This is a genomic window from Sphingopyxis sp. 113P3 (assembly GCF_001278035.1).
Classification (GTDB): Bacteria; Pseudomonadota; Alphaproteobacteria; order Sphingomonadales; family Sphingomonadaceae; genus Sphingopyxis.
This window is the reverse complement of the sequence record NZ_CP009452.1, coordinates 3,670,454-3,693,927: the sequence shown is the minus strand read 5'-3', so window position 1 is coordinate 3,693,927 and position 23,474 is coordinate 3,670,454. Positions and strand designations below refer to the sequence as shown.

24 protein-coding genes are annotated in these 23,474 nt (G+C 65.0%); 10 read left to right on the top strand and 14 right to left on the bottom strand.

Going from position 1 to position 23,474, the window contains the following annotated elements:
- Positions 1–62 precede the first annotated feature (62 nt).
- On the top strand, positions 63–521 hold the full coding sequence (locus LH20_RS17920) for a Dps family protein (RefSeq protein ID WP_053555389.1): 459 nt from the start codon (positions 63–65) through the stop codon (positions 519–521).
- 15 nt (positions 522–536) lie between these two features.
- Here LH20_RS17920 and LH20_RS17915 read toward each other — a convergent pair whose 3' ends face one another.
- Complete coding sequence (locus LH20_RS17915; RefSeq protein WP_053555388.1) at positions 537–1,577, bottom strand: phytase; 1,041 nt, start codon at positions 1,575–1,577, stop codon at positions 537–539.
- Positions 1,578–1,699: 122 nt separating this feature from the next.
- Between LH20_RS17915 and ybaL the strand changes: the two genes are divergently transcribed.
- The 6 genes from ybaL (at position 1,700) to LH20_RS17885 (ending at position 8,897) form a co-directional block, all read left to right on the top strand.
- Entirely contained in the window at positions 1,700–3,343 is a 1,644-nt protein-coding gene (ybaL, locus tag LH20_RS17910) for a YbaL family putative K(+) efflux transporter (RefSeq protein ID WP_053555387.1), read from the top strand.
- Between the two features lie 133 nt (positions 3,344–3,476).
- On the top strand, positions 3,477–5,249 hold the full coding sequence (recQ, locus tag LH20_RS17905; protein WP_053555386.1) for a DNA helicase RecQ: 1,773 nt from the start codon (positions 3,477–3,479) through the stop codon (positions 5,247–5,249).
- Positions 5,250–5,341: 92 nt separating this feature from the next.
- The gene (locus LH20_RS17900) at positions 5,342–5,776 is read left to right on the top strand and encodes a TIGR01244 family sulfur transferase (RefSeq protein ID WP_053555385.1); all 435 of its coding nucleotides are present in this window, start codon (positions 5,342–5,344) and stop codon (positions 5,774–5,776) included.
- Positions 5,773–6,180: a hypothetical protein gene (locus LH20_RS17895; RefSeq protein ID WP_053555384.1), complete on the top strand. Its 408-nt coding sequence runs from the start codon at positions 5,773–5,775 to the stop codon at positions 6,178–6,180. The genes LH20_RS17900 and LH20_RS17895 overlap by 4 nt, the downstream gene beginning before the upstream one ends.
- Before the next feature lies 1 nt (position 6,181).
- Entirely contained in the window at positions 6,182–7,087 is a 906-nt protein-coding gene (locus tag LH20_RS17890) for a sterol desaturase family protein (RefSeq protein ID WP_053556361.1), read from the top strand.
- A 223-nt stretch (positions 7,088–7,310) separates the two neighbouring features.
- The gene (locus LH20_RS17885; RefSeq protein ID WP_053555383.1) at positions 7,311–8,897 is read left to right on the top strand and encodes a GMC family oxidoreductase; all 1,587 of its coding nucleotides are present in this window, start codon (positions 7,311–7,313) and stop codon (positions 8,895–8,897) included.
- Between the two features lie 29 nt (positions 8,898–8,926).
- Here the strand turns inward: LH20_RS17885 and LH20_RS23605 are convergent, their stop codons facing one another.
- Positions 8,927–9,454, bottom strand: a complete 528-nt coding sequence (locus tag LH20_RS23605; protein ID WP_053555382.1) for a winged helix-turn-helix transcriptional regulator — start codon at positions 9,452–9,454, stop codon at positions 8,927–8,929.
- A 155-nt stretch (positions 9,455–9,609) separates the two neighbouring features.
- Here LH20_RS23605 and LH20_RS17875 point away from each other — a divergent pair, with 155 nt between their 5' ends.
- Complete coding sequence (locus tag LH20_RS17875) at positions 9,610–9,984, top strand: VOC family protein (protein ID WP_053555381.1); 375 nt, start codon at positions 9,610–9,612, stop codon at positions 9,982–9,984.
- A gap of 546 nt (positions 9,985–10,530) precedes the next feature.
- Here the strand turns inward: LH20_RS17875 and LH20_RS17870 are convergent.
- From LH20_RS17870 to LH20_RS17825, 10 genes are all read right to left on the bottom strand, one after another.
- Entirely contained in the window at positions 10,531–11,841 is a 1,311-nt protein-coding gene (locus LH20_RS17870) for an ammonium transporter (RefSeq protein WP_053556360.1), read from the bottom strand.
- A gap of 14 nt (positions 11,842–11,855) precedes the next feature.
- Complete coding sequence (locus LH20_RS17865; protein WP_003043080.1) at positions 11,856–12,194, bottom strand: P-II family nitrogen regulator; 339 nt, start codon at positions 12,192–12,194, stop codon at positions 11,856–11,858.
- 166 nt (positions 12,195–12,360) lie between these two features.
- Positions 12,361–13,059, bottom strand: coding sequence for an endonuclease/exonuclease/phosphatase family protein (locus LH20_RS17860; RefSeq protein WP_053555380.1), 699 nt, complete (start codon positions 13,057–13,059; stop codon positions 12,361–12,363).
- Between the two features lie 67 nt (positions 13,060–13,126).
- The gene (locus LH20_RS17855; protein ID WP_053555379.1) at positions 13,127–13,339 is read right to left on the bottom strand and encodes a putative signal transducing protein; all 213 of its coding nucleotides are present in this window, start codon (positions 13,337–13,339) and stop codon (positions 13,127–13,129) included.
- Positions 13,339–13,902 carry a pyridoxamine 5'-phosphate oxidase family protein gene (locus LH20_RS17850; RefSeq protein WP_053555378.1) on the bottom strand — a complete coding sequence of 188 codons (564 nt, stop codon included), beginning with the start codon at positions 13,900–13,902 and terminating at the stop codon, positions 13,339–13,341. Before LH20_RS17850 ends, LH20_RS17855 begins: the two co-directional genes overlap by 1 nt.
- Before the next feature lie 44 nt (positions 13,903–13,946).
- On the bottom strand, positions 13,947–14,522 hold the full coding sequence (locus tag LH20_RS17845) for a DUF924 family protein (protein WP_053555377.1): 576 nt from the start codon (positions 14,520–14,522) through the stop codon (positions 13,947–13,949).
- A gap of 4 nt (positions 14,523–14,526) precedes the next feature.
- On the bottom strand, positions 14,527–14,931 hold the full coding sequence (locus tag LH20_RS17840; protein WP_053555376.1) for a hypothetical protein: 405 nt from the start codon (positions 14,929–14,931) through the stop codon (positions 14,527–14,529).
- A 165-nt stretch (positions 14,932–15,096) separates the two neighbouring features.
- Positions 15,097–16,308 (bottom strand): hypothetical protein, encoded by a 1,212-nt coding sequence (locus LH20_RS17835; RefSeq protein ID WP_053555375.1) that lies wholly within the window; start codon positions 16,306–16,308, stop codon positions 15,097–15,099.
- A 129-nt stretch (positions 16,309–16,437) separates the two neighbouring features.
- Positions 16,438–17,880, bottom strand: a complete 1,443-nt coding sequence (tldD, locus tag LH20_RS17830) for a metalloprotease TldD (RefSeq protein WP_053555374.1) — start codon at positions 17,878–17,880, stop codon at positions 16,438–16,440.
- 66 nt (positions 17,881–17,946) lie between these two features.
- The gene (locus LH20_RS17825) at positions 17,947–18,156 is read right to left on the bottom strand and encodes a zinc-finger domain-containing protein (RefSeq protein ID WP_053555373.1); all 210 of its coding nucleotides are present in this window, start codon (positions 18,154–18,156) and stop codon (positions 17,947–17,949) included.
- 94 nt (positions 18,157–18,250) lie between these two features.
- Between LH20_RS17825 and LH20_RS17820 the strand changes: the two genes are divergently transcribed.
- Both LH20_RS17820 and nadB read left to right on the top strand, forming a co-directional pair.
- The gene (locus LH20_RS17820; protein WP_053555372.1) at positions 18,251–19,174 is read left to right on the top strand and encodes an ABC transporter ATP-binding protein; all 924 of its coding nucleotides are present in this window, start codon (positions 18,251–18,253) and stop codon (positions 19,172–19,174) included.
- A 98-nt stretch (positions 19,175–19,272) separates the two neighbouring features.
- A complete protein-coding gene (gene nadB, locus LH20_RS17815; RefSeq protein ID WP_053555371.1) occupies positions 19,273–20,859 on the top strand; it encodes an L-aspartate oxidase in 1,587 nt (528 codons plus the stop codon).
- A gap of 14 nt (positions 20,860–20,873) precedes the next feature.
- On the opposite strand, the gene LH20_RS17810 is transcribed toward nadB, so the two are convergent.
- Complete coding sequence (locus LH20_RS17810) at positions 20,874–22,076, bottom strand: M20 metallopeptidase family protein (RefSeq protein WP_053555370.1); 1,203 nt, start codon at positions 22,074–22,076, stop codon at positions 20,874–20,876.
- A gap of 162 nt (positions 22,077–22,238) precedes the next feature.
- On the bottom strand, positions 22,239–23,411 hold the full coding sequence (locus tag LH20_RS17805) for an acyl-CoA dehydrogenase family protein (RefSeq protein WP_053556359.1): 1,173 nt from the start codon (positions 23,409–23,411) through the stop codon (positions 22,239–22,241).
- Positions 23,412–23,474 lie beyond the last annotated feature (63 nt).

Sequence of the window (23,474 nt, the reverse complement as noted above, 5' to 3'; positions counted from 1 at the left end):
AGACTGATCATGGGCGTTTGGCAAGGTGAAAGCCTATATCGAACGAACGAAAGGAGCTTCCCATGCCGGATAAGAAAAATCAGCCCGCGGTCGCCGATGCGCTCAATGCGCTCCTCGCCGACAGCTTCGCGCTTTACCTCAAGACCAAGAATTATCATTGGCACGTCGAGGGGCCACGTTTTCGCGAGCTCCACCTCTTGTTCGATGAGCAGGCGGCGCAGATTCTGGCGACCACGGACCTCATTGCCGAGCGTGTACGCAAGAATGGCGCGGCAACCCTGCGCTCGATCGGCGAGATTGGCCGCCGCCAGTCGATCAAGGACGATGACAAGGCCAAGGTCGATGCTGACGCGATGATCGCGCAGCTCGCCGCGGACAACGAAGCCCTTCTTGCGCAGATCAAGGAAACCAAGGCTGCGGCCGAAGCCGAAGGCGATATCGCAACGAGCGGCCTCGTCGACACTTGGGCCGACGAGACGCAGCAGCGGATCTGGTTCCTGAAGGCGACGCTCGGTGGCTAGGCCGGGCGGCCGGGCTCACCGGCTCAAATCCTCGCCAAGCGCGCGCAATATGTCGCCGAGCGGCACCAGCTTGAAATTCTGGGGCGCGCGCTCGCCCGCTGCGTCGCGGTTCTTTCCGTCCTGTGCGGCGAATATGCCGCCGGGCCAGTCCGAGCCGAAATTGCCCGGGTCAAGCGCGATGCCGTCGGTGTCCTCGGTCCCGTCGATTGTGCCGCCCCGAATACGGAAACCGCCCGCATAGGCACCATCCGGCAGTCGGAAGACGGCAAAACTGTCGTCGTCCTGGCTTGCGGCGAAAAGGAGGCCGCCCTCCTTGCCGCGCGGCAGGACCGCGAGGCCCTCGACATCGTCGTGAAGTTTGACCCCGTCGACAGCGGCAAAACGTTGCGGTGCCATCGCGTGCGCGGGATCGGTGTCGATACGCCAGATCGCCACCTTGTCCTCGGCGACATAGAGCTTGCCAGTGCGATCATCGGCAGCGCACCCTTCGGCGCGGCTGCCGAGGTCGTGTTGGCGCAGGATGCGGCCCGCTGGTGCGGGGCCCGAGAGGTCGAGCGCAATCTGCTCGACGACTCCCTCTTCATAGACCATGAAGGCATCAATGCCGCCAGCGCGGCGGTGGAGACAGAGACCGTAGGCCTCTCCCTCGGGCGGATCGATGCTGCCGATTTCGATGAGGCGCGGGGCATTCGGGTCCAGGCGGAAGAGGCGGAGGCGTGGACGATCCCGGTCGCTGCGGTCCGACGCGGCGACGAGCGTCGCTCTTTGACCGGCGATCGTCACGTCGGGGCGCAGGTCGACATTGTTGAGATCGCCGAGCGGCTGAAAGCTCAACAGGCGTCCGGCAAGGTCATGGATCGCGATCCCTGCCTTCTTGTCCGTCGAAAGAATCAGGCTTCTCGCCGGGTCTTCAGGGTTGCGCCAGATCGCCGGGTCGTCGGCGCGGTCGTCCCCACTCGTCGTCGCAGGCGCAGTTTCGATGCGCGCCGGAATTTCGGGAAGCGGCAGCGGCTCGGCGACGATCAGCAGTGCAGCGAGAAGCGAGGGGTAGGGCATGGGGCGACCTTCCGATCTTGGAAGGATAACGAGCGCTGCCCCGACCGGTTCCTGACCCGGTAATCGCAACAAAAACAATTGAGTTACTTGACCATGCGCGCCCCTGCCTTTTACGCAGGCTTATGCCGCATGACACCAGCCTGATCGGAACCGTGGTCGCCGGGCTCGGCGTAGCCTTTCTGATGGGTGCGCTTGCGCACCGGCTGAAGATTTCGCCCATTGCGGGCTATCTGCTGGCCGGTGTTCTCGTGGGACCCTTCACGCCGGGGATCGTCGCCGACACCGGGCTCGCGCTCCAGCTCGCCGAGATTGGCGTGATCTTGCTGATGTTCGGGGTGGGGCTGCATTTCTCGCTCAAGGACCTGCTCGCGGTGCGGAATATTGCGGTGCCGGGCGCGATCGCACAGATCGCGGTGGCGAGCGGGCTCGGCATCGCGCTCGGCCTGTCGCTCGGCTGGTCCTTGGCGGGGAGTGCCATATTCGGCCTTGCGCTATCGGTCGCGAGCACGGTGGTACTGCTGCGGGCGCTGCAGGCGCGCGACATGGTGGAAACGGAAAAGGGGCGCATCGCTGTCGGCTGGCTGATCGTCGAAGATCTGGCGATGGTGCTCGCGCTCGTCCTCCTGCCAGCGATGTTCGGCGGGCGCGGCGATGAAGCGAATGGAGCAGGACTCCTCCAGTCGGCGGGAATCGTCGCGCTCAAGGTAATCGGTTTTGTTGCCTTCATGCTGATTGTCGCGCGGCGGATCCTGCCCGCGGTGCTGCATTGGGTTGCGCATAGCGGGTCGCGCGAACTCTTTCGGCTCGCGGTCCTCGCCATCGCGCTGGGCGTCGCTTTCGGCGCGGCGCTGGTGTTCGATGTAAGCTTCGCGCTCGGTGCCTTCTTCGCCGGCATGATCCTCGGCGAGACGCAATTGAGCCGCCGTGCGGCTGAAGAAACGCTGCCGCTGCGCGACGCGTTCGCGGTGCTCTTTTTCGTGTCGGTCGGCATGCTGTTCGATCCCAAAGTCCTTACCGAACATCCCGGCCCGTTGGTCGCAACCGTAGCAATCATCGTCGTCGGCAAGGCGCTCGCTGCCTATGCGATCGTGCGCGCCTTTGGCCACGGCTCGCAGACTGCGATGACGATCGCGGCAAGCCTCGCGCAGATTGGTGAATTCTCCTTCATCCTCGCCGGGCTCGGCGTCGGATTGAAGGTGATGCCCGAAGAAGCACGCGACCTGATCCTCGCCGGGTCGATCCTCTCGATCCTCTTGAACCCGCTTTTCTTCACGATTGCGGTGCGGCGAATACGCACCGACGAGGCGCCCGAAGGCGAGGCGGCGCCCGCGCCCGCGCCCCGCCCTGCGCCCGCTCCTGCGCGTACCGTGCTGGTAGGCTATGGCCGCGTCGGCAGCCATATCGGCGATCTGCTGTGCGGCAAGGGTGAGGCCCTGACGGTGATCGAAGACCAGAAGGATCGTGCCGCAGCCGCGGGCGAGGCGGGGGCGAAAGTGATCATCGGCAATGCCGCGAGCGAAAGCGTGCTGCGCCAGGCGGGGCTCGACAGCGCCTCGACCCTTCTCATTGCGATTCCCGAAGGGGTCGAGGCGGGGGCGATCGTGCGGCGGGCGCGGGCGATCAATCCCAGGCTGGTAATCGTCGCGCGCGCGCACTCGGACGAGGAGGTGACCGACATTGCCCGTCACGGCGCCGACCATGTCGTGATGGCCGAACGCGAAACGGCTGCCCGGATGGCGGAGCGGGCGCTGCTGGCGCGGGTCTGAGCGCGCCGTTCGGGCGAAAGCCGCGCTGCGATGAGTTATGCCCTCCCACTGGTGCGGTTCCGGCTCACGTGCGCGCAAAGTAGACAGGAGAGGGCTTTCCCCGCATCGCCATCCGCCCTATCGCCCACCCGCCATGAGCGCCGACATCCTCCTTCCCCTCCTCAAATCCACCTTCGGTTTCGACGATTTCCGCGGCAGACAGGCCGAGGTTGTCGCGCGGGTCATGGCGGGCGAGCATACGCTGGCCGTGATGCCGACGGGGGCGGGCAAGTCACTGACCTACCAGCTTCCTGCCGTTGCGCTTGCCGGCTGCGTGGTGGTGGTCTCGCCGCTCATCGCGCTGATGCACGACCAGCTTCGCGGTGCGCGCGCGGCAGGAATTCGGGCAGCCTCCCTGACGAGCGTCGATGCCGATTTCGCCGATACGCGCCAGGCGTACCGCGATGGTCAGCTCGACCTTTTGTATATCGCGCCGGAGCGTGCAACGGGTGAAGGCTTCCGCGCGCTGATGGAAGCGCGAGCGCCCGCATTGTTCGCGATCGACGAGGCGCATTGCGTGTCGGAATGGGGACATGATTTCCGGCCCGATTACCGCCTTCTGCGGCCCCTGCTCGATACCTTTCCGGGCGTTCCGCGGCTTGCGCTGACGGCTACCGCCGACAAGCACACGCGCGAGGATATTCTGGTCCAGCTCGGCATCCCGGCCGACGGCCTGGTGCTTGCAGGTTTCGACCGGCCGAACATCCGTTACCGGGTCGGTCCGCGCATAGGCGCCGCCAGGCAGCTGGCCGAGTTCATCGCCGCCAACCCGGGGCCGGGAATCGTCTATTGCCCGACGCGGGACGGCACCGAGCGGATGGCTGCGAAGCTCGCCGCTGCGACGGGACGTTCCGTTGCCGCCTATCACGCGGGGCTCGATGCCGAGCGGCGCGCACAGGTCCAGCATGATTTCGTCGCCTCGGAGGATGGGATCGTCACGGCGACGGTGGCCTTCGGCATGGGGATCGACAAGCCCGACGTGCGCTTTGTCGCGCATGCCGGGCTGCCAAAGTCGATCGAAAGCTACTATCAGGAAACCGGGCGGGCCGGACGCGACGGCGATCCTGCCGAGGCTCTGATGCTGTGGGGGGCCGAGGATTTTGCGCGCGCGCGCATGCGGCTGGGCGAGCTTCCCGAGGCGCGCCTCGCTGGCGAGCGCGCGCGCCTCAATGCACTCGCGGCGCTTGTCGAAACCGCCGAATGCCGCCGCGCGCTGCTGCTGCGCCATTTCGGCGAGGCCCCGCCCGAATATTGCGGCAATTGCGACAATTGCCTTGACCCCCCGAAACAGGTCGACGCGACCGTGCTCGCGCAGAAGCTGCTTTCGGCGATCTATCGCACCGGACAGTCCTATGGCGCGGCGCACATCGAGGCGGTGCTGACGGGTCGCGGCGACGATCGGATCGTGAGCCGCGGCCACGACAAATTGTCGGTCTTTGGCCTCGTTGAGGGTGAGGAGGCGCGGTTGATCAAGCCGCTGGTGCGCACGCTGATGGCGCGCGAGGCGCTGGCGACCACCGAACATGGCGGGCTCATGTTCGGCCCGGCGGGACGTGCGGTGATGAAGGGCGAGGTGCCGGTCATGATCGCGGAGCCGCCCGCAAGGCGGGGGAAACGCGCGGCGCGCGGCGAGCAGGCGGCGAATCCCATCGGCGATCCGCTCTTCGAGGCGCTGCGCACGGCGCGGCGCGAGCTGGCGGCGGAGGCCGGGGTGCCCCCCTATGTGGTCTTCCACGATGCGGCGCTGCGCGCGATGGCGAGCGCGCGTCCGTCGACGCGCGCTGAACTTGCGCGGATTCCGGGCGTCGGCGCGCGCAAGCTGGAGTCGTGGGGCGATGCGTTTCTCGCGGTGATCCGGCAGTTCTAATATTGCCGGCGCTCGATCCGGGTGGGAGGTCCTCCGGGGAAAGGGTAGCTTCATGCTTGTCAGCAAATGCGGCTGGCCTATACATCGCGGGCATGAGCGATTTTCGTCCCCTGAGCCCCGGCTATAGCGTCGCACCGCAGATTGCCCTTGAGGATATCGCGGAGGCGAAGGCCGCCGGGTTCGCGATGATCATCAACAATCGCCCCGATGGCGAAGATCCGTCGGCTCCGCAGGGGGGGGACATAGCGTCGGCCGCCGCGGCCGAAGGACTTGCCTATGCGGCGATACCGGTGGGCCACGCGGGGTTCAGCCATGCGCAGCTTGACGCGCTCGACACGCTGCTGGCCGATGCGACGGGGCCGGTGCTCGCCTATTGCCGCTCGGGAACGCGCTCGACGCATCTCTGGGCGCTCGCGCGTGCCCGCGCCGGCGATGACGTCGATGCACTGTGTGCGGCTGCGGCGAAGGCGGGTTACGATCTTTCGGGGCTGCGACCGATGATGGATGCGCTCGCGGGGGAAAAGTGACCGCGGCTGTCTGGATTCAGCTCGGCGCATCGCTCGCGGCGGTGCTCTTCATCGCCTGGCTGGTGAGGGCGATGGGGCTGGGCGCCGACCCGCGCATAGAGGATGCGGCACATGCGATCCGCCTCGCGGACGAAGCCGAGGCAGGGTTTGGCGGCGTCGAGGTCGCGCGCGATCGCGCTGGCTTTGCCGCGATCGTTCGGAATGCCGAGGGCCGAATGCTGCTGATCCGTGCGCATGGCAACCATTTCGCGGCGCGCCCGGTCGATGCGAGCGTGATAGGACGGCTCGACAAGGATTTCCTGACGCTCACCACGCGTGAACGGACCTTTGGCGCCGTGACGCTGCAGCTCGGGAAAGAAGCAGGTGTATGGGCGTCGCGCATGCGGGAGGTGGTGCGTGGATAATTTGCCCGATCCCGTCGTCTATGCAGTCCCCGCCTTCATCCTGCTGCTGATCGTCGAGATGATTGTCTCGCTTCGCCGCGACAAGAGGCGCTACGAGGCGCGCGACACGCTGACCTCGCTGATGCTCGGTACGGTGAGCCAGGTCGCGGGGGCATTGGTCGGCGCGGCGGTGGTCGGCGCGGCGCTATGGGCCTATCAGTTCCGCCTGTTCGACATCGGGATGGAGCTTCAGACTTGGTGGTGGGCATGGATCCTCTGCTTCGTCCTCGACGATCTGGCCTATTATGTCTTCCACCGGAGCGCGCACCGCGTGCGCTGGTTCTGGGCCAGCCATGTCATCCATCACAGCTCGCAGCACTATAATCTCTCGACCGCGCTCCGGCAGACGTGGACAGGTTTTTTCAGCCTGAGCTTCCTTTTCCGTATGCCCTTGTTCCTCATCGGCTTTCCGCCCGCCATGGTCTTCTTCTGCGCGGGGCTCAACCTGATCTACCAGTTCTGGATCCATACCGAGGCGATTGGGCGGATGCCCAAATGGTTCGAGGCGGTGATGAATACCCCGTCGCACCACCGCGTCCATCATGGTGTGAACCCGCGTTATCTCGACGCCAATTATGCCGGGGTCTTCATCATCTGGGACAAGCTGCTCGGCAGCTTCGTCCCCGAGCGCGACGACGAGCCGGTGCGCTACGGCATCGTCAAGCAATTGGGGAGCTTCAACATTCTCTGGGCGGCGTTTCACGAATGGGTGGGGATCGCGAAGGATGTCTGGAACGCGCCCTGGCAGCACAAGCTTAGCTATATGTGGCGCGAACCGGGCTGGAGCCACGACGGCAGCCGGATGACCAGCGACATGATCAAGGCGCGCTGGATGGCCGGCAGACGGGTTGAAGAAGCCGCAGAGTAACCGCTGCCGAATGCGGGCGGGACGGATGAAGCCCGTCGCCAACATACCGAAGAATTCGCCGTGACGGTCGCCGGATTTAAGGGCGGCTGTGCCATGCGGGGCGCCCTTTCCTTTTCCCAAGAGAGGGGGCGGCAAGATTGGCTAGGGGCTTGCCACCTGGACTAATGACATTCATGTAAGCATCCGGTTGACCGCCCGAAAGGCGGCTCGAGGGAGGGCCTGAATGGATCAGTTCGACATCATCGTCATCGGCGGCGGCAGCGCGGGGAGTGCGGCGGCGGGTCGCCTTGCCGAGGACGGAACGCGGCGCGTGTGCCTCGTTGAGGCGGGCGGGACGAACGACCTGATCCGGATCAAGACGCCGGGGTTCATGCCCTTCATTCCCAAGGCGTCGAACTATCAATATGAGACGGTGCCGCAGGCGGGGCTCGGCGGACGCACCGGCTACCAGCCGCGCGGACGAGGTCTTGGCGGGTCGAGCGCGATCAACGCGATGGTTTATATCCGCGGCCACCAGTTCGATTACGACAAGTGGGCCGAACTGGGCGCGACGGGTTGGACCTACGCGGACGTGCTTCCCTATTTCAAACGGAGCGAGGGCAATGAGCGCGGCGCCGACGATTTTCACGGCGCAGATGGGCCGCTGAACGTGATGGACCAGCGCTGGCCCAATGTGACGAGCCGGCGCTTCGTCGAAAGCGCCGCGGCGCTGCAACTGCCGCGCACCGCTGATTTCAACTTGCCGAATAACGAAGGTTTTGGCCTCTATCAGGTGACGCAGAAGGCCGGTGAGCGCTGGTCGGCGGCGCGGGCCTATGTCGAGCCACTGCGCGGGCGTGCCAATTTTGCGATCCGCACCGGAGCACTCGTTGAAAGGATCCTGATCGAGAATGGCCGTGCGACCGGCGTAGTCATCCGGCAGGGAGCAGAACGCGAAACGTTGCGCGCAGCGGGCGGCGTCATCCTGTCGGCCGGAGCATTCGGCAGCCCGCAGATCCTGATGCTGTCGGGCATCGGACCGGCCGCGCATCTTCAGGACCATGGTATCGACGTGATCGCCGATTGCGCCGGGGTCGGCGCAAATCTGCAGGACCATATTGACTATGTGTCGAGCTGGGAGACGCGTTCGAGAGAGCCGTTCGGCAACAGCCTCGGCGGTACATGGCGGATGGTGAAGGCGATTTTCGAGCATCGGACGAGGCGCACCGGCATCATGACGACCTGCTTTGCCGAAGCGGGCGGCTTCTGGAAATCGCGCCCCGATTTGCCCGCACCCGACATTCAATATCATTTTGTCCCCGCGATGCTCGAGGATCATGGGCGCACTAAGGTGAAGGGGCACGGCTTTTCGTGCCATGCCTGCGTGCTCAGGCCCGAAAGCCGGGGTAGCGTCACGCTCGCCTCGGGCGACGCCGCAGCGGCGCCGCGGATCGATCCCGGCTTCCTGACCGACGAGCGCGACATCGCGACCTTGCGCGCAGGCGTGCGGATGATGCACCGCATCGTGGGATCGCCGCCGCTCTCCGACTATGCGGGCGCGGACCGGCATCCCGTGAACCTCGACGATGACGACGCGCTCGACGCGCTGATCCGCAGCCGCGCCGATACCGTCTATCACCCGGTCGGGACGTGCCGGATGGGAAGCGACGGCGATGCGGTGGTCGACCCGGCGCTGAAGCTTAAGGGTATCGACGCGCTCTGGGTCGCCGATGCGAGCATCATGCCCCGGCTCGTGTCGGGCAACACCAACGCGCCGAGCATCATGATCGGCGAGCGTGCGGCGGATTTCGTGGCGGCCGCGCTGGGCTGACGCCTATCCCCGGCTTCAGCAGGCGGGGATTAAAGACAGGCCTCCGCCAGCAATTCCCCGCGCCGCGTGAGTCCATAGCGGCTCACCGGTGGCCGCCGGTCAATCACATCGCGCGTTATCAGCCCGTGGCGGCCGAGCGCTTTCAGCCCCTGCGAAAGCGCGCGGGGGCTGGCAGGGGCGAGGAGGCGGGAGAGAGCATTGAAGCGGTCATGACCCACCCGAATCCCCGCAACGATCGGGAGGCCCCAGCGGGTCGCGGCGCCCGGAGGCAGGCCGAGCTCTGTCTGCGCCCCCGCGATCGTCGCGGCGCGCCTTGCCGCGTCGGCGCCAGCCTTGGTCAATATATATTCGGGTCGAAGCGGGTGCCCATGACCCGGGTTCCGCTGCACCCATCCGTTCCTCGTCGCCGCCTCCAGCGTGCGCGTCAGGCTGTCGCGCGGCAGGCCAAGGCGGTGGATCAGTTCGACGAAGCGTGCGCCTTTATGGCCCCCAAGATCAGCGAGCAGCGGCACCAGCCAGCGGTGGCCGGACAGCTCCGCAAGCAGCGGATCGGGCATAATTGACGGCATTGGCAAGTTACTATACAAACCGAACCAAAGGAGCAAGGGGGGGATTCGGCTTCTTGTTGGCCGCACAGGGCGCCAAGGTGCCGCCGTCGGCGCGGCGGGCGGCCGCAGACCTCGGGTTTCGATGGAAAGGGAGAGGCAGTGTCATGACGCTCAAGATCGGATCCGAACTGACCTGTTCGATGGGGGTCACCGACATGACCGCCTCGATCGCCTGGTACGAGCGGGTCATGGGGTGCGCCTTGCTTTATCGCGTCGACGAGATCGGCTGGTGCGAGCTTTCAACGCCGATGGCAGGGGTCAATATCGGACTGAGCCAACTGGAAACGGTGATGCAGGGCGGCGGGGCGACCAACGTGTTCGAGGTCGCCGACATAGAAGCGGCAAAGGCGCATCTCGACGCCGAGGGCGTTCGGCAGGACGGTGACATCCAGCACGTCCCGGGGCTCGTGCGGCTGATCACTTTCTATGACCCGGACGGGAATGCCTTCATGTTCTCGCAATCGGAAATGTCAAGCTGAGCGTTGCCGAAAAAAGAGTAAGCCCCGTCACATTTCTGTGGCGGGGCTTCCCTAGGTTCCGTCCGAGGACGCGAACCAGATTCTACCTTTTCTTTCGATCCAGTAGGTTCATGAAACGCGGCTGAAGACGCATTGGTTCCCAAGCTGGCGACAATTTTTTTCCCGGGGCGGGCAGGTGCCGATTCGCGCGCACGCAGACTGCCTTGACTGGAGCGTTTCCTCTGAAAAACTGGCGGATTTTCAAGGCGTTGATTGCGTGCCACGCAGAGAGGACAAAAAAGAGGGCCGGGACTTTCGTCCCGGCCCAGCCTTTCAGGCTCTCCTCTCCTGAAACTGTTGACCCAATGAATGCCATATTAATGTCACCTTGGGAAGGCCTAAATTTGCGGCACTGCTGCGCACATTTTGTGCAAGGATCTTGCTGCATGAATTGCACAAAAAGAGGCCGGGACTGGTCGGTCCCGGCCACAAGTGGTTCGCAGGAGGAACCCCGTTGGACCCCGCCGCCCTTGAAAGAGGAGAACCGGCGGCGGGTGTCCTGATTCGTCAGTAATTATAGGCGCGCTCGCCATGCTCGCCGAGGTCGAGGCCTTCGCGTTCGACCTCTTCGGAGACGCGCAGCCCAGTGACGAGCTTGGCGACCGAGAAGGCGATGCCCGAGCCGACCGCTGCCCAGAGGACGGCAACGCCGGTCGCAAAGAGCTGGGTGCCGAGCTGCGCGCCGATCGCATAGTCGGCTTCTCCAGGTCCGCCAAAACCCGGCGCGTTGGTGAAGGCGACGCCGATCGAGCCGATGATGCCGGCAACGCCGTGGATACCGAAAACATCAGCCGTATCGTCGAAGCCGAGTTTCGGCTTGGCGACCGTCACGAAGAGATAGGCGATGACCGAGGCGACAGCGCCGAGGACGATCGCCCCGAACGGTCCGGCGAAGCCCGCGGCGGGCGTGATGGCAACGAGGCCCGCGATGACGCCCGAGCAGCCGCCGAGCAGGCTGGGCTTGTGACCCGCAACCTTCTCCGCAACCATCCAGGCAACAGCCGCGGCGGCGGTGGCGGTGAGCGTGTTGATCATCGCCAAGCCGGCGCCGCTGCCGGCACCCAGCGCCGAACCCGCGTTGAAGCCGAACCAGCCCACCCACAGAAGGCCGGTACCGATGAAGGTCATCGTCAGCGAGTGGGGCGCCAGCACCTCCTTGAGGTAGCCGATGCGCTTACCCAGAATGAGGCAGCCGACGAGGCCCGACACGCCCGCGTTGATGTGGACGACGGTGCCGCCGGCAAAGTCCAGCGCGCCCTTCTCGAAGAAGAAGCCGCCGGCCGACCATACCATGTGGGCGAGCGGGAAATAGACGATCGTCAGCCAGATCACGGCGAAGGCCATCAGCCCCGCAAACTTCACGCGTTCCGCCAGCGACCCGACGACAAGCGCGCAGGTGATGGCCGCGAAGGTCATCTGGAAGCTGATGAAGACATATTCGGGGATAGTTCCCGAAATGCTGTCCGCGGTAACATTCTGCAAGAAGAGGTTCGAAAGATTGCCAAAGAAGGGCCCTGCCTCGGTAAAGGCGATCGAATAGCCCCAGCTGACCCAGACGAGCATCGCGACGCAGGTCACCGCAAGAACATGGGTGAGCATCGAGAGCATGTTCTTGGTGCGAAGAAGGCCGCCATAGAAAAGCGCAAGGCCCGGCACGATCATCGCGAGCACGAGCACGGTCGAGGTGAGCATCCAGGCGGTATCGCCGGTGTCGATTGTTGGCGTCTCCGCCGCTTCCTGCGCCCAGGCGGGCAGTGCGGCGAACAGCGCGAGCCCCGCGGCCCCGGCGCTCGCCGCCAGCTTGTTTGCGAACGTCATATAATCCCCCTTCATTAGAGAGCAGCCTCGCCGGTCTCGCCGGTGCGGATGCGCACGGCCTGACCCACGTCGAGGACGAAGATCTTGCCGTCTCCGATCGACCCGGTGCCGGCGCTTTGCTGGAGTGTTTCGACGACCCGCGGCGCAAGCGCGTCGTCGCAGACGAGTTCGATCTTCACCTTCGGCACCATGTTGGTCGCATATTCGGCGCCGCGGTAGATTTCGGTCTGTCCCTTCTGCCGGCCAAAGCCCTTGACCTCGGTCACGGTCATGCCGGCGATGCCCAGCCCGGTCAGTGCTTCGCGCACTTCGTCGAGCTTGAACGGTTTGATGATAGCCAGGATCAGCTTCATGATGCCCCCTTTTGCTAATGGCACCATGTCGCGCTGCAACAGCCGTGCCAAATTGCGCGAGGGCGGTCGTCAGCGATATTTTATGAGGAAATTCTGCCAGGCGAAGTACGAAAGCTTCGCGAATTGGGCAGAGACGCAGCGAATATGCCTAAATTTTAGGCATGCCCTAGCCGGCGCGCCGGAACCGTGCCCATATCGGCAGATGGTCCGAGGCGCGCGCGGCAAGCGCGCTCTGGTGTACCCCGGCCTCCACCGCTTCAAGATCGGGCGAGGCAAAGATACGGTCGAGTTTTGCGACGGGGCGGCGGCTGTGAAAGCTGTGCCCGGTGTCGACGAGCCGATGATGCTCGGCGAAATCGGCAAGGCAGCCCCCGCGATTGCGCCACTCATTGCAATCCCCCATCAGGATGGTGGGGAGCGCCTCGCCCTCCGAGACATGGGCAAGGATGGCGCGCGCCTGCTGCCGGCGGCGGAGCCCCGAAATGTCGAGGTGCATGCCGACCACGCGCAGCCGTGCCTCGCCGATGCGCAGCGTCGCCGCGATCGCGCCGCGCGGCTCGAGCGTCGGCAGGTGGAGCGCGTGGCTTTCCTCCACCTCGACGCCTTTGCGGACAAGAAATGCGTTGCCGTGCCAGCCGATTGCATAGGGGCGGCCGCCCAGCAGGTCGACCGGCACATAGTCGCTATTCTCTTCGAACATGTGCGGGGGGATGGCGCTCGCGCGCGTGCCGAAGCGGCGGTCAGCCTCCTGCAGCGCGATGACGTCTGCATCGAGTTCGCGAAGGACAGATAGCACGCGCGCGGGGTCGCGGCGCCGGTCGAGCCCGATACCCTTGCGCATATTATAGGAGGCGACCTTGATCATCGGGAGGCTAAGGCGGCTTTCTTGATGTTGTGGGAAGAGGACGAACAAGAGCAGGGTCGGGTTGCACCTAGGAGGCACCGAACTCCAGCATCAGCGCCCGCGCGTTGTCGAGATCCTCGTCGAAGACCATGACCCGGACCGGGATCATCAGGCCCACGCTGTCGGCGATGTTCATGCCGGCGTCGAAACAGACCGCCGGCACGCCTGCCGATTCGAGCCGCCCGCGCAGCAGTTCGGCCTCGGCGCCGTTCGGCAGGCGGACAAGCTCGACAAGCGGCATCAGGCGTCGCCCGCGATATAGCGGTCGGTGGCGCGCGTCGGCAGCCCATCGATGCTTCGCGTTCGCCCCTCGAATTTCTCCAGCCATTCGGCCGGGTCAGCCTGGCGATGATATTTCTGGAGCGTGTCGCGCTCCTGCTGGAGTTCCATGACTGGCACGCCCCAACCGCAACTCGTCTGAACGCTCTCAACCGCTATATCGAAGATCTGCCGTGTTCCGGGCAACAAGGTGAAATGAGCAGCGAGTGCGGCCCAGCCTTCATCCTGCGGGAGCACCGGGTGCCCGCGGCCATAGATACGCAGGATCCAGGCCGGACGATCGAAAGCGCAGAACATCAGGGTAATGCGCCCGTCAGCGGCGAGGTGCGCGTGCGTCTCGTTTCCTGAACCGCCGAGGTCGAGAAAAGCGACACGGGATGAGGAGAGGATGCGAAAGCTGCCGGTATAACCCTTGGGCGAAAGGTTGATCCGTCCCTCCGCCGCCGCGGTCGCGACGAAGAACATCGGCTGGCGCTCGATGAAGGCGACATGCTTGTCGGTCAGCGCGTCGGTGAATTCGGCCATAAGATCAGCCTAGCGGGCGACAGGGAGGATTGTCACGCGATCCGTCACCATTGGCTGCCCTCGGCGATCGCCGCCTCTTCCTCCGGCCGGGTTGCCCGGCCGAGCGCGGCGTTGCGATGGGGGAAGCGGCCGAAGCGATCGATCATCTCGAAATGCTTCTGGGCATATTGGTGGAAGATGGGGTCCGCAAGTTGGTGAAACAGGCGCAGCGATTCGCGCTGGTCGCCGATGTCTTCGCTGTGCTGAAGGGGAAGGTAGGCGAATTGCCGCCGTTCGTCGGGCCAATGCTGATCCCACCCTCTTTCGGTGATGCCGCGCGAGATCGCGCGGGCAAGGCTGTCGGTTGCAAAGGCCTCCGCGCTGCCCCGATATATGTTGCGCGGTACCTGGTCGAACAGGATCACGGCTGCAAGCGCCGTGTCGGGATCGGTCAGGAATGCATCGGGAGGGAACGCGCGCAGCGCCTCGCGCCAGTCGGCGGCGAGTTCGCGAACCGCAGCGTCGAAATCCGGTCCGCCGCCGTACCAGTCATCCATGCCATGGTCGTCGAACCAGAAGGCGAGGAGGCGCGCCGCCCAGTCGGCGGGCGGCGCAGCCGCTTCGGTCGGGTCATTCGTCACGCGGCTATTTCGCAGCCGTGCCGATCTTGCGATAGGGAACAAAATCACCGAGGGCGACGAACCCCGCGTACATATGGCTGTCGCGGTCGTGGAGCTGGATCGTATCGATCGAGCACAGCCGCGTACCGGTCAATTTGGTCACGAGAATATTGTCGTCGTCGAGCGATTCGGCTCCGCCGCGCGGACGATTGACCCAAAGGGTGCTACCGATCCGGTAGACGATCGCGGTTTTGTCAACGATCTGCGAACTCGTCGCCGAGGAAAGGCTGATGCAATCCTGCGGCTGGCCGGCGACGCGGCCTTCGAGCATCTTGGCGAGCTTTTCCTCGCCCGTCGGCTTGTCCTTCGCAGCAACGGGCGCGCCCGCGAGCATCGCGGCGGAAAGGATAGTGGCAATCAGCGCACGCATGGTTCGACTCCAGTTGATTCAGGTCTCACCCTGAGATCACCGATAGCACAAGGCGGGTGAACGGTCGCTGACTGATTTCATGATGTCGCGCAGCCAGGCCCCGTGCCACTCCTTCAACAAGGGAAGAGCACTCGGCGCCCGTCCTCGATGAGCCCGGGGGCCTCCTCAGCACGCACCATCGGGCAGCGGGATACCGAGCGGGCCCTTGCACTTCTTCTTCTTCGGCTTTTCGGCGGGTGAGGAACCTCCCGTATCGTCCATGCCGCCCATTCCCCCGAAATCGGCTCCAACCATGAGCATGGTGTGCGAGCGGAAACGCACCTTTGCGGTCCAGTCGATATTCCAGGGCACATTCCCCGCGGGTTTGGGGGGATAAGCAAAGTTCGCCTCGGGTCCGAAAGCGTTGAGGTTCCCGATCATCATCTCGCCCGACGCCTTCTTGACCTCCGCCGGGATCTGGCAGCTCGTCTGGCTCGGCGGCATCACGATCTTCTGGGGAATGAGCTTCGCGACCGTCGCAGGGGGCAGCCAATCCCAAAGGCCGCCGCCGAACTCGCGCGACGCGCTGCTCGTCCACCAGATAATGTCCCCGCCGCTGCCGCCGCGGTCCATGCCGCCGATCGTCCAGGCGACATAGCCGGTGGCATTCTGCACCGGATTCCAGCGGATCATGACGGAACCGTCACCCTGCGCTGCGGTCGAAGCCTGGAGCGGGGCCATATAATCCTGCGCGAGGGTGAAATTGATGTCCGAGCCGATGTTGCTCGCAATGCGGTGCGCCCCGAGCAATGAGCTGTCTCTCGGCGGCTGCTTGGCGTTCTTGGTGTTTGGCCAGTCGACGTAGGAACGACTGTTCGATTGCGAGACCTCGCGGATGACGGGCACGGCGGAGGAGAAAAGGCCGGGAGGTATCTGTCCCGCCGCAACCTTGGCGAAATCGATCACAACCGGCTGACCCGGCCCCGCCTTGGCCCCGCAACCCCAATAAAGGAGGAGGCGGCCCTTGGGACGCTCGAATTCGGTGGTGTAGCTGCCATCGCGCCGCTCGGGGCTGATGAGCGGCACGGATTTTCCAAGCTTCGCCTGCGGTTCGAAATAATGATCGCCCTTCGGGGGCGGTGCGCCCGGCGTCTGGTCGGATCCGAGGCGAAGCAGAAGCTGGTGCGCGACCGCCTTGTCGGGGCCACCGCCGAACATCATGCTCATCGCGCCGCCGACACCGCCCTTGCCGCCGCCCATCGCGGCAAAGCCGGACATGGTCGCCACGTCCATTTCGTAGCGCTCCTTGGGCCCCGATGTTTTCTGCGCTGAGCCGGGAACGGCGGCGAGCGCGGCGGCGAGAGCAGTCACGGAAAGCAGACGCAGAGTCGAGCGCATATAAATCCTCCCTGTTGCCGGAAAGCCGGCTGACGGTGCGACCCGAATCTTGTCTTTCCAGCGCTATACGCTGACGTACCCCACGCGCCAAGTGACCGAAATCACAGCGGACCGGCGCTCGGCGATTCCTCAGGCCGTGCCGCCCACCGTCAGCCCGCTCACCAGCAAGCTCGGCTGACCGACGCCCGCTGGGACGCTCTGGCCGCCCTTGCCGCAGACGCCGATGCCTTCATCGAGCGCCATGTCGTTGCCGATGCCCGTGACCTTGGTGAGCACGCTCGGGCCATCGCCAATCAGCGTGGCGCCCTTGATCGAGTCGCCAAGCTTGCCGTTTTCGATCTTGTAGGCCTCGGTGCAGCTGAAGACGAATTTGCCCGAAACGATGTCGACCTGCCCGCCGCCAAAGCTCTTGGCGAAGATGCCGCTCTTTACCCGCGACAGGAGCTCGGCGGGATCGTCGTTGCCACCACGCATGAAGGTGTTGGTCATCCGCGGCATCGGGGCGTGCGCAAAACTCTCGCGGCGGCCGTTGCCGGTCGGCGCAACGCCCATCAGCCGCGCGTTGAGCCGGTCCTGCATATATCCCTTGAGAATGCCGTCCTCGATGAGGATATTTTCCTGCGTTGGCGTACCCTCGTCGTCGATTCTGAGCGAGCCGCGGCGCCCGCCCCCGACGGGGCTTGCAAGGCTCCCGTCGTCGATCACGGTGACGCCTGGTGCTGCGACGCGCTGGCCGATCCGCCCGGAAAAGGCGCTCGTACCCTTGCGATTGAAATCGCCCTCCAGCCCGTGACCGACCGCCTCATGCAGCAACACGCCGGGCCAGCCGGGGCCGAGCAGCACGGTCATTTCGCCCGCCGGGGCGTCGACCGCGCGCAGATTGACGAGTGCCTGCGCCAGCGCCTCGTCGATCGCACGGTTCCATTGCCGAGGCTCAAAGAGATGGTCGTACATATAGCGGCCGCCGAGGCCGAAATAACCCGATTCGCGGCGTCCATTCTCCTCGACCACAATCGAGACGTTGAGCCGGACGAGCGGGCGCACGTCGGTCGCGAGAAAACCATCGGCCCGGACGATCTCGACGACCGACCAGCTTCCAGCCAGCGTGACCGACACCTGCGCAACGCGAGGGTCGCGCGCACGGGCGGCGGCGTCGACCTCCTGGCAGAGCGCAACTTTCTGGGCGAAAGGGATGAGGTCGAGCGGGTTCGCCTCGTCATAGAGGTGGCGATTGGTGCGCTGGGGAGGGGCGGCGGGCGCCTGCTTCGCAGGGTCGAGCAGCGCCAGCGTCTCCGCGGCGCGGCGGATCGCGCTCGCGCTGATGTCGCTCGCGTGCGCGAACCCCGTCATTTCCCCCGACACCGCGCGCAAACCAAAGCCAGCATCGGTCGAATAGTCGGCGGTCTTCAGCCGTCCGTCGTCGAAACCGAAACTCTCGGTCGCGCGATATTGGAGATAAAGCTCTCCGTCATCGGCCTTGGCGAGCGCTTCTCGCGCCAGGCGCTGTGCCAATTGAGGGTCGAGCGCGTCGGCGCGGTAGAGGAAGCGGCGAGGGTCGGTGGGGCTTGTCATGCCGCTGATATAGGCGCGTGCAGCTGGTGCGCAAAGGCTGATGCGGATTTAAGCGCGAGCTTCGGCTCAACCCTTGTCGGCAACTCCGCCTGCAAGGATGAAACGGCGGTCGCAATAGCCGCAATCGACATAGCCTTCGTCGGGGTCGATCTCGAGCCACACGCGCGGATGGCCGAGCGCTGCGCTCGCAAGGCCGTCGCCCGTGCCGTCGCAGGCGATGCGCGTCTGTTGAACGCGGAGCGTTTCGGGGGCCAGGTCAGGTGCAGCGTTTGTCATGGAGGGCGCCCATAGCAAGCGTCTTGCGCCTCGGCAATCGGCTGCGCGCGTCAGCCTCTTTCGCACCTGCCGCGCCCCCGCTATGGAGGCCGCCATGAGTGAAGCCGCCATCCGCATCGACGCCGTCTCGAAAATCTACGCCGGCGGCAAGCAAGCCCTCGACAATGTCAGTTTCGACGTGCCGCGCGGGGAGATCTTCGGACTGCTGGGCCCGAACGGGGCAGGCAAGTCGACGTTGATCAATATCCTTGCGGGCCTCGTCAACAAGACGAGCGGGTCGGCAAGCATCTGGGGGTTCGATATCGACGCCGACCCCCGCAATGCCAAATATTCGATTGGCATCGTGCCCCAGGAGATCGTCTTCGACCCCTTTTTCACGCCGTTCGAAACGCTGGAGAATCAAGCCGGGCTCTACGGCGTCCCCAAGGACCGGCGGATTTCAGAAGATCTGCTCGCAGCCGTACATCTCCTGGACAAGCGCGACGCCTATGCGCGTACGCTCTCGGGAGGCATGAAACGCCGCCTGCTTGTTGCCAAGGCAATGGTCCATTCGCCGCCGATCATCGTCCTCGACGAGCCGACCGCAGGGGTCGACATCGAACTGCGCCAGCAGCTCTGGGAATATGTCCAAAGCCTCAACGATCGCGGCGTCACGGTGGTGCTGACGACGCATTATCTCGAGGAGGCCGAGGAACTGTGCGACCGCATAGCCATCATCAACCACGGCCGCCTGATCGCGAACAAGCCGACGCGTGAGCTGGTCGACATGGCGCGCGAGAAAATCGTGGTCGTGACGCTCGACCAGGACGTGACCGTGCTGCCGACGCATCCCGCTTTCGACAAGGTCGAGCGCGAGGGCGAGCGCGGCCTTGCGATCAGTTACAACAAGGACCGGATGAACGCGGGCGAGGTGCTCTCCGCGGTAAATGCGATGGGCCATGGCATCGTCGACGTCTCGACGCGCGAGGCTGATCTGGAAGACGTGTTCCTCAATCTGACGCGCGCGGCAAATGGGTAGGTTTTCCAGCCCCGGCGTACCGGGCGAAGCACGAGACCCCTCGGGCTGGCGCAAGGTCGCGGGGTGCCCCGGCTTCGCTCGACACGATCGGATATCCAATGGCTGAAAATCCTCCCCACGACGTCATCGTCATCGGCTCCGGCGCCGCGGGCCTCACCGCCGCTATCGCGCTCGCGGATCATTGCCGCGTGCTCGTGCTCGCGAAGGGCGAGCTCACCGGCGGGTCGACCGCGTGGGCGCAGGGCGGAATAGCGGCCGTGCTCGACGCGGGCGATACGTTCGAAAATCATATCGAGGATACGATGGTCGCGGGCGCCGGGCTCAACCGGCGCGAGACGGTCGAGTTCGTGGTTGAAAATGCTCCGAACGCGATTCTGCGGCTGATCGAAATGGGAGTCGCCTTCAACAAGGAGGAGGGCGCGCTTCACCTGACGCGCGAGGGTGGTCACTCGCACCGCCGGATCGTCCATGTCGACGACGCGACGGGCTGGGCGGTGCAGGCAGCGCTGCTCCAGACCGCCCAGGCGCATCCGAACATCACCCTCATGCCGGGGCAGGCCTGCATCGACCTCATCACCGGCCGGCACGAGGAACGCTATTCGGGTTCGGGGCGCGTCTGGGGCGTCTATGCTCTCGACGAGACGACAGGGAAGGTCCACGCGCATGTCGGGCGCGCGACGATCCTTGCAAGCGGCGGGGCCGGGCGCGTCTATCAGTTTTCCACCGCCCCGAGGGGCGCGACGGGCGACGGCATTGCCATGGCGTGGCGCGCAGGGTGCCGCGTTTCCAACATGGAAATGATGCAGTTTCACCCCACCTGCCTCTATAATCTGGAGGTCAAGAATTTCCTGATCACCGAGGCGGTGCGCGGCGAGGGAGGGATTCTCAAGCATCCGGTCACCGGGCATCGGTACATGCCCGACTACGACCCGCGCGCCGAACTCGCGCCGCGCGACATTGTGGCGCGTGCGAACGATGACCAGATCAAGCGCTTCGGGCTCGACTATGTCCATCTCGACATCAGCGACAAGGATCCGGATTTCGTCGCCGGACATTTCCCGAACATTCATGAAAAGCTGCTGACGCTCGGTATCGACATGACAAGGCAGCCGATACCGGTGGTGCCCGCACAGCATTATACCTGCGGCGGAGTGCTGATCGACCTCGATGGGCGCACCGACCTTCCAGGCCTTTATGCCGCGGGTGAGGTAACCGAGAGCGGTCTCCACGGCGCGAACCGCCTCGCCTCGAACAGCCTGCTCGAATGCTTCGTCTTCGGCGAGGCCGCCGCGAAGCATATCATCGCGAATTGGGACGAGCTTGGCACGCCGCCCGCAATTCGTCCGTGGGACGAAAGCCGGGTCACCCACTCGGACGAAGAGGTGGTCATCAAGCAGAACTGGACCGAGATCCGCCGCTTCATGTGGAACTATGTGGGTATCGTGCGCACCACGAAACGGCTCGAGCGCGCGCAGCACCGCATCAACATGCTCTCCGGCGAGGTTGGAGAATATTACGGTCATTTCCGCGTCACGACCGACCTCATCGAACTGCGCAACCTGCTCCAATGCGCCGACCTCATTGTACGAAGCGCGCTCCATCGCAAGGAAAGCCGGGGGCTCCATTACACGCTCGACTATCCTCAGCTGGCGGCGGAGGCGGTCGATACGGTTCTCGTGCCGTGAGGCGCGCGTAGAGGTTAGGCAAAGCCTTCGTTCAAGAAGCGTTCTGCCAGCGCGGCATGAAGTGCCGCGCCGCGGGCCATGACCTTTTCATCGAGAACCATGCGGTTCGAGTGGAGCCCGCAGCACTGCCGCCAGTCGCTGCCCTGCTCGCTCGCACCGAGCCAGAACATTGCTCCGGGAACCTTTTCGAGGACGTAGGAGAAATCCTCGGCGCCCATCACCGGATTGTCCATCGTCAGCCACGCCGCTTCGCCGAATGTTTCTTCGACCACCGACTGGCCGAAGGCGACAGCGCGGCTGTCGCAGATGGTGACGGGAAAGCCCTCCTCGATCGTCACCTCCGCGGTGCAGCCGTGCGCCTCGGCGATGGCTGGGGCGAGGCGCCTCAACTCCGCGGCCACCATCGCGCGGCGATGCGGCGAGAGGGTGCGGATCGTGCCGAGCATCTCGGCGGTTTCGGGGATGATGTTGTTGGTCGTTCCCGCTGCGATCTTCGCGATGGTGATCACCGCAGGGTCGAAAACCGAGATGCGGCGCGTCACCATCGTCTGGATCGCGGTGACGATCGCGCAGGCGACAGGGATCGGATCGATGCTGTCGTGCGGCATCGAGGCATGGCCGCCCGAACCCTTGACGCTGATCGATAGAACGTCGGATGAGGCGAGCAGCGGCCCGGCGCGGCCCGCGAAGATGCCGTGCGGCGCGTTGGGCATGATATGGAGCGCGAAGGCGGCGTCGGGCAGCGGATCGATCAGCCCGTCCTCCAGCATGAAGCGGGCGCCGTGATGTCCTTCCTCGCCGGGCTGGAACATGAACATCACCGTGCCGGGAAGTCGGTCGCGCGCCGCGCTCAGCAGCTTCGCCGCGCCGACGAGCATCGCGACATGCGTGTCGTGCCCGCAGGCATGCATTGCCCCTGCCGTCTCGGAGGAGAAGTCGAGCCCGGTATCCTCGACAAGCGGCAGCGCATCCATGTCACCGCGCAGCAGAACGGTGCGCCCGTTCGCTGGTCCTCGCAGGATCGCGATGAGCCCCGTGGTCGAGGGCCCTTCGCGAAATTCGAGGGGCAATCCTGCGAGCGCCTCCTTGATCTTCGCGAGCGTTTTCGGGTTTTGAAGGCCGAGTTCGGGCTCGCGGTGAATCGCGCGGCGCAGGTCGAGAAGGTCGGGAAGGAGCGTGTCGGCCTCGGCGGGCCAGCTATGTGTGAGAGTGTCCATCGGGCGAGTGTGCCGCGAAGCCGGCCTCCTGTCGAGGACCTCGGTGAGACCTGGGCGCACCCCCGTCGTCGTGGGCGTTCGCACGTCCCAGACCAGACCGAAGCGCTCGCACAGGCGAATGAAGGCATAACCCTAGTCGCTCTGATCCAAGGGCAAAGAGGGCTAGCGCCCCCCGAACAGCTGCCGCCCTGCCAGGTCGAGCATGATTTCCTCGCTGCCTCCCCCAATGGCATTCACGCGGACCTCGCGGTAGATGCGTTCGACCTTGCTGCCGGTGATGTAGCTTGCCCCGCCGAGTATCTGCGCCGCCTCGCGCGCGACCGCTTCGAGCATGCGGGTCGCCTGCACCTTCAGCATCGCAAAATCAGCCGGGCGGTCCTTTCCCTCTTTTACCTGCCAGGCGCAGAGGTCGACCCACGCCTGCGTCGCCTCGATCTGGCGCTCCATGTCGGCGAGCTTGATGCGGATCGACTGATGTCCGACAAGCGGCTTGCCGAAGGTCTCGCGCTGCTTTGCCCATTCCGCGGCTTCGGCGAGCGCCACGCGGGCATAGGCGCAGCAGCCCATCGCCATGCCGAGCCGCTCGCTGTTGAAATTGCGCATGATGCCCATGAAGCCGCCGTTCTCTGGGCCAATCAGATTCTCGGCCGGAACGCGCACGTCGCTGAAATGGATCGCGGCGGTGTCACTGCAGCGCCAGCCCATCTTGTCGAGCCGCGCGCGCTCGACGCCCGGAGCGTCCATGTCGATGAGCAGCAGGGAGATGCCCGCAGCGCCCGGCCCCCCGGTGCGCACCGCGCAGGTCAGCCAGTCGGCGCGCATGCCGCTGGTGATGAACATCTTTCCGCCGTTGACGATATAATGGTCGCCCTCCTTGACCGCGGTGGTCTTGAGGTTGGCAACGTCGCTGCCGCCGCTCGCTTCGGTGATGCCGAGCGCGATGATCTTGTCGCCCGCGAGCACCGCCGGCGCGACGCGCCGCTTCAGTTCCTCGGAGCCCAGCGCGAGGATTGGGGGCAGGCCGATGCCGTGGGTCATTAGTGAGGCGCCGAGCCCGCCCGCGCCGACCGCGGCGAGTTCCTCGGTGACGACGAGGCTGTGGAAATTGTCGAAGCCTTCTGAATGGCCGCCAAATTCTTCGGGATAGCGAAGGCCAAGAATCCCGGCCTCCGCCGCCTTCTTGTGCAGCTCGCGGGGAAGCTCGCCCTCTGCTTCCCAGCGGTCGATGTGGGGCGCGATCTCGCGCTCCACGAATCGGCGCACGCTCTGTGCAAGCGCGTCGTGCGTGTCGTCATAGTAGGGCGAGCGGGCGCGCCAGTCGTCGAAAGCCGTCATGGCGCGATGCTGGTCTTGATTGACGTAAGCGTCAAGTTCGGGTCGCGCGAAGCGCTTCATCTC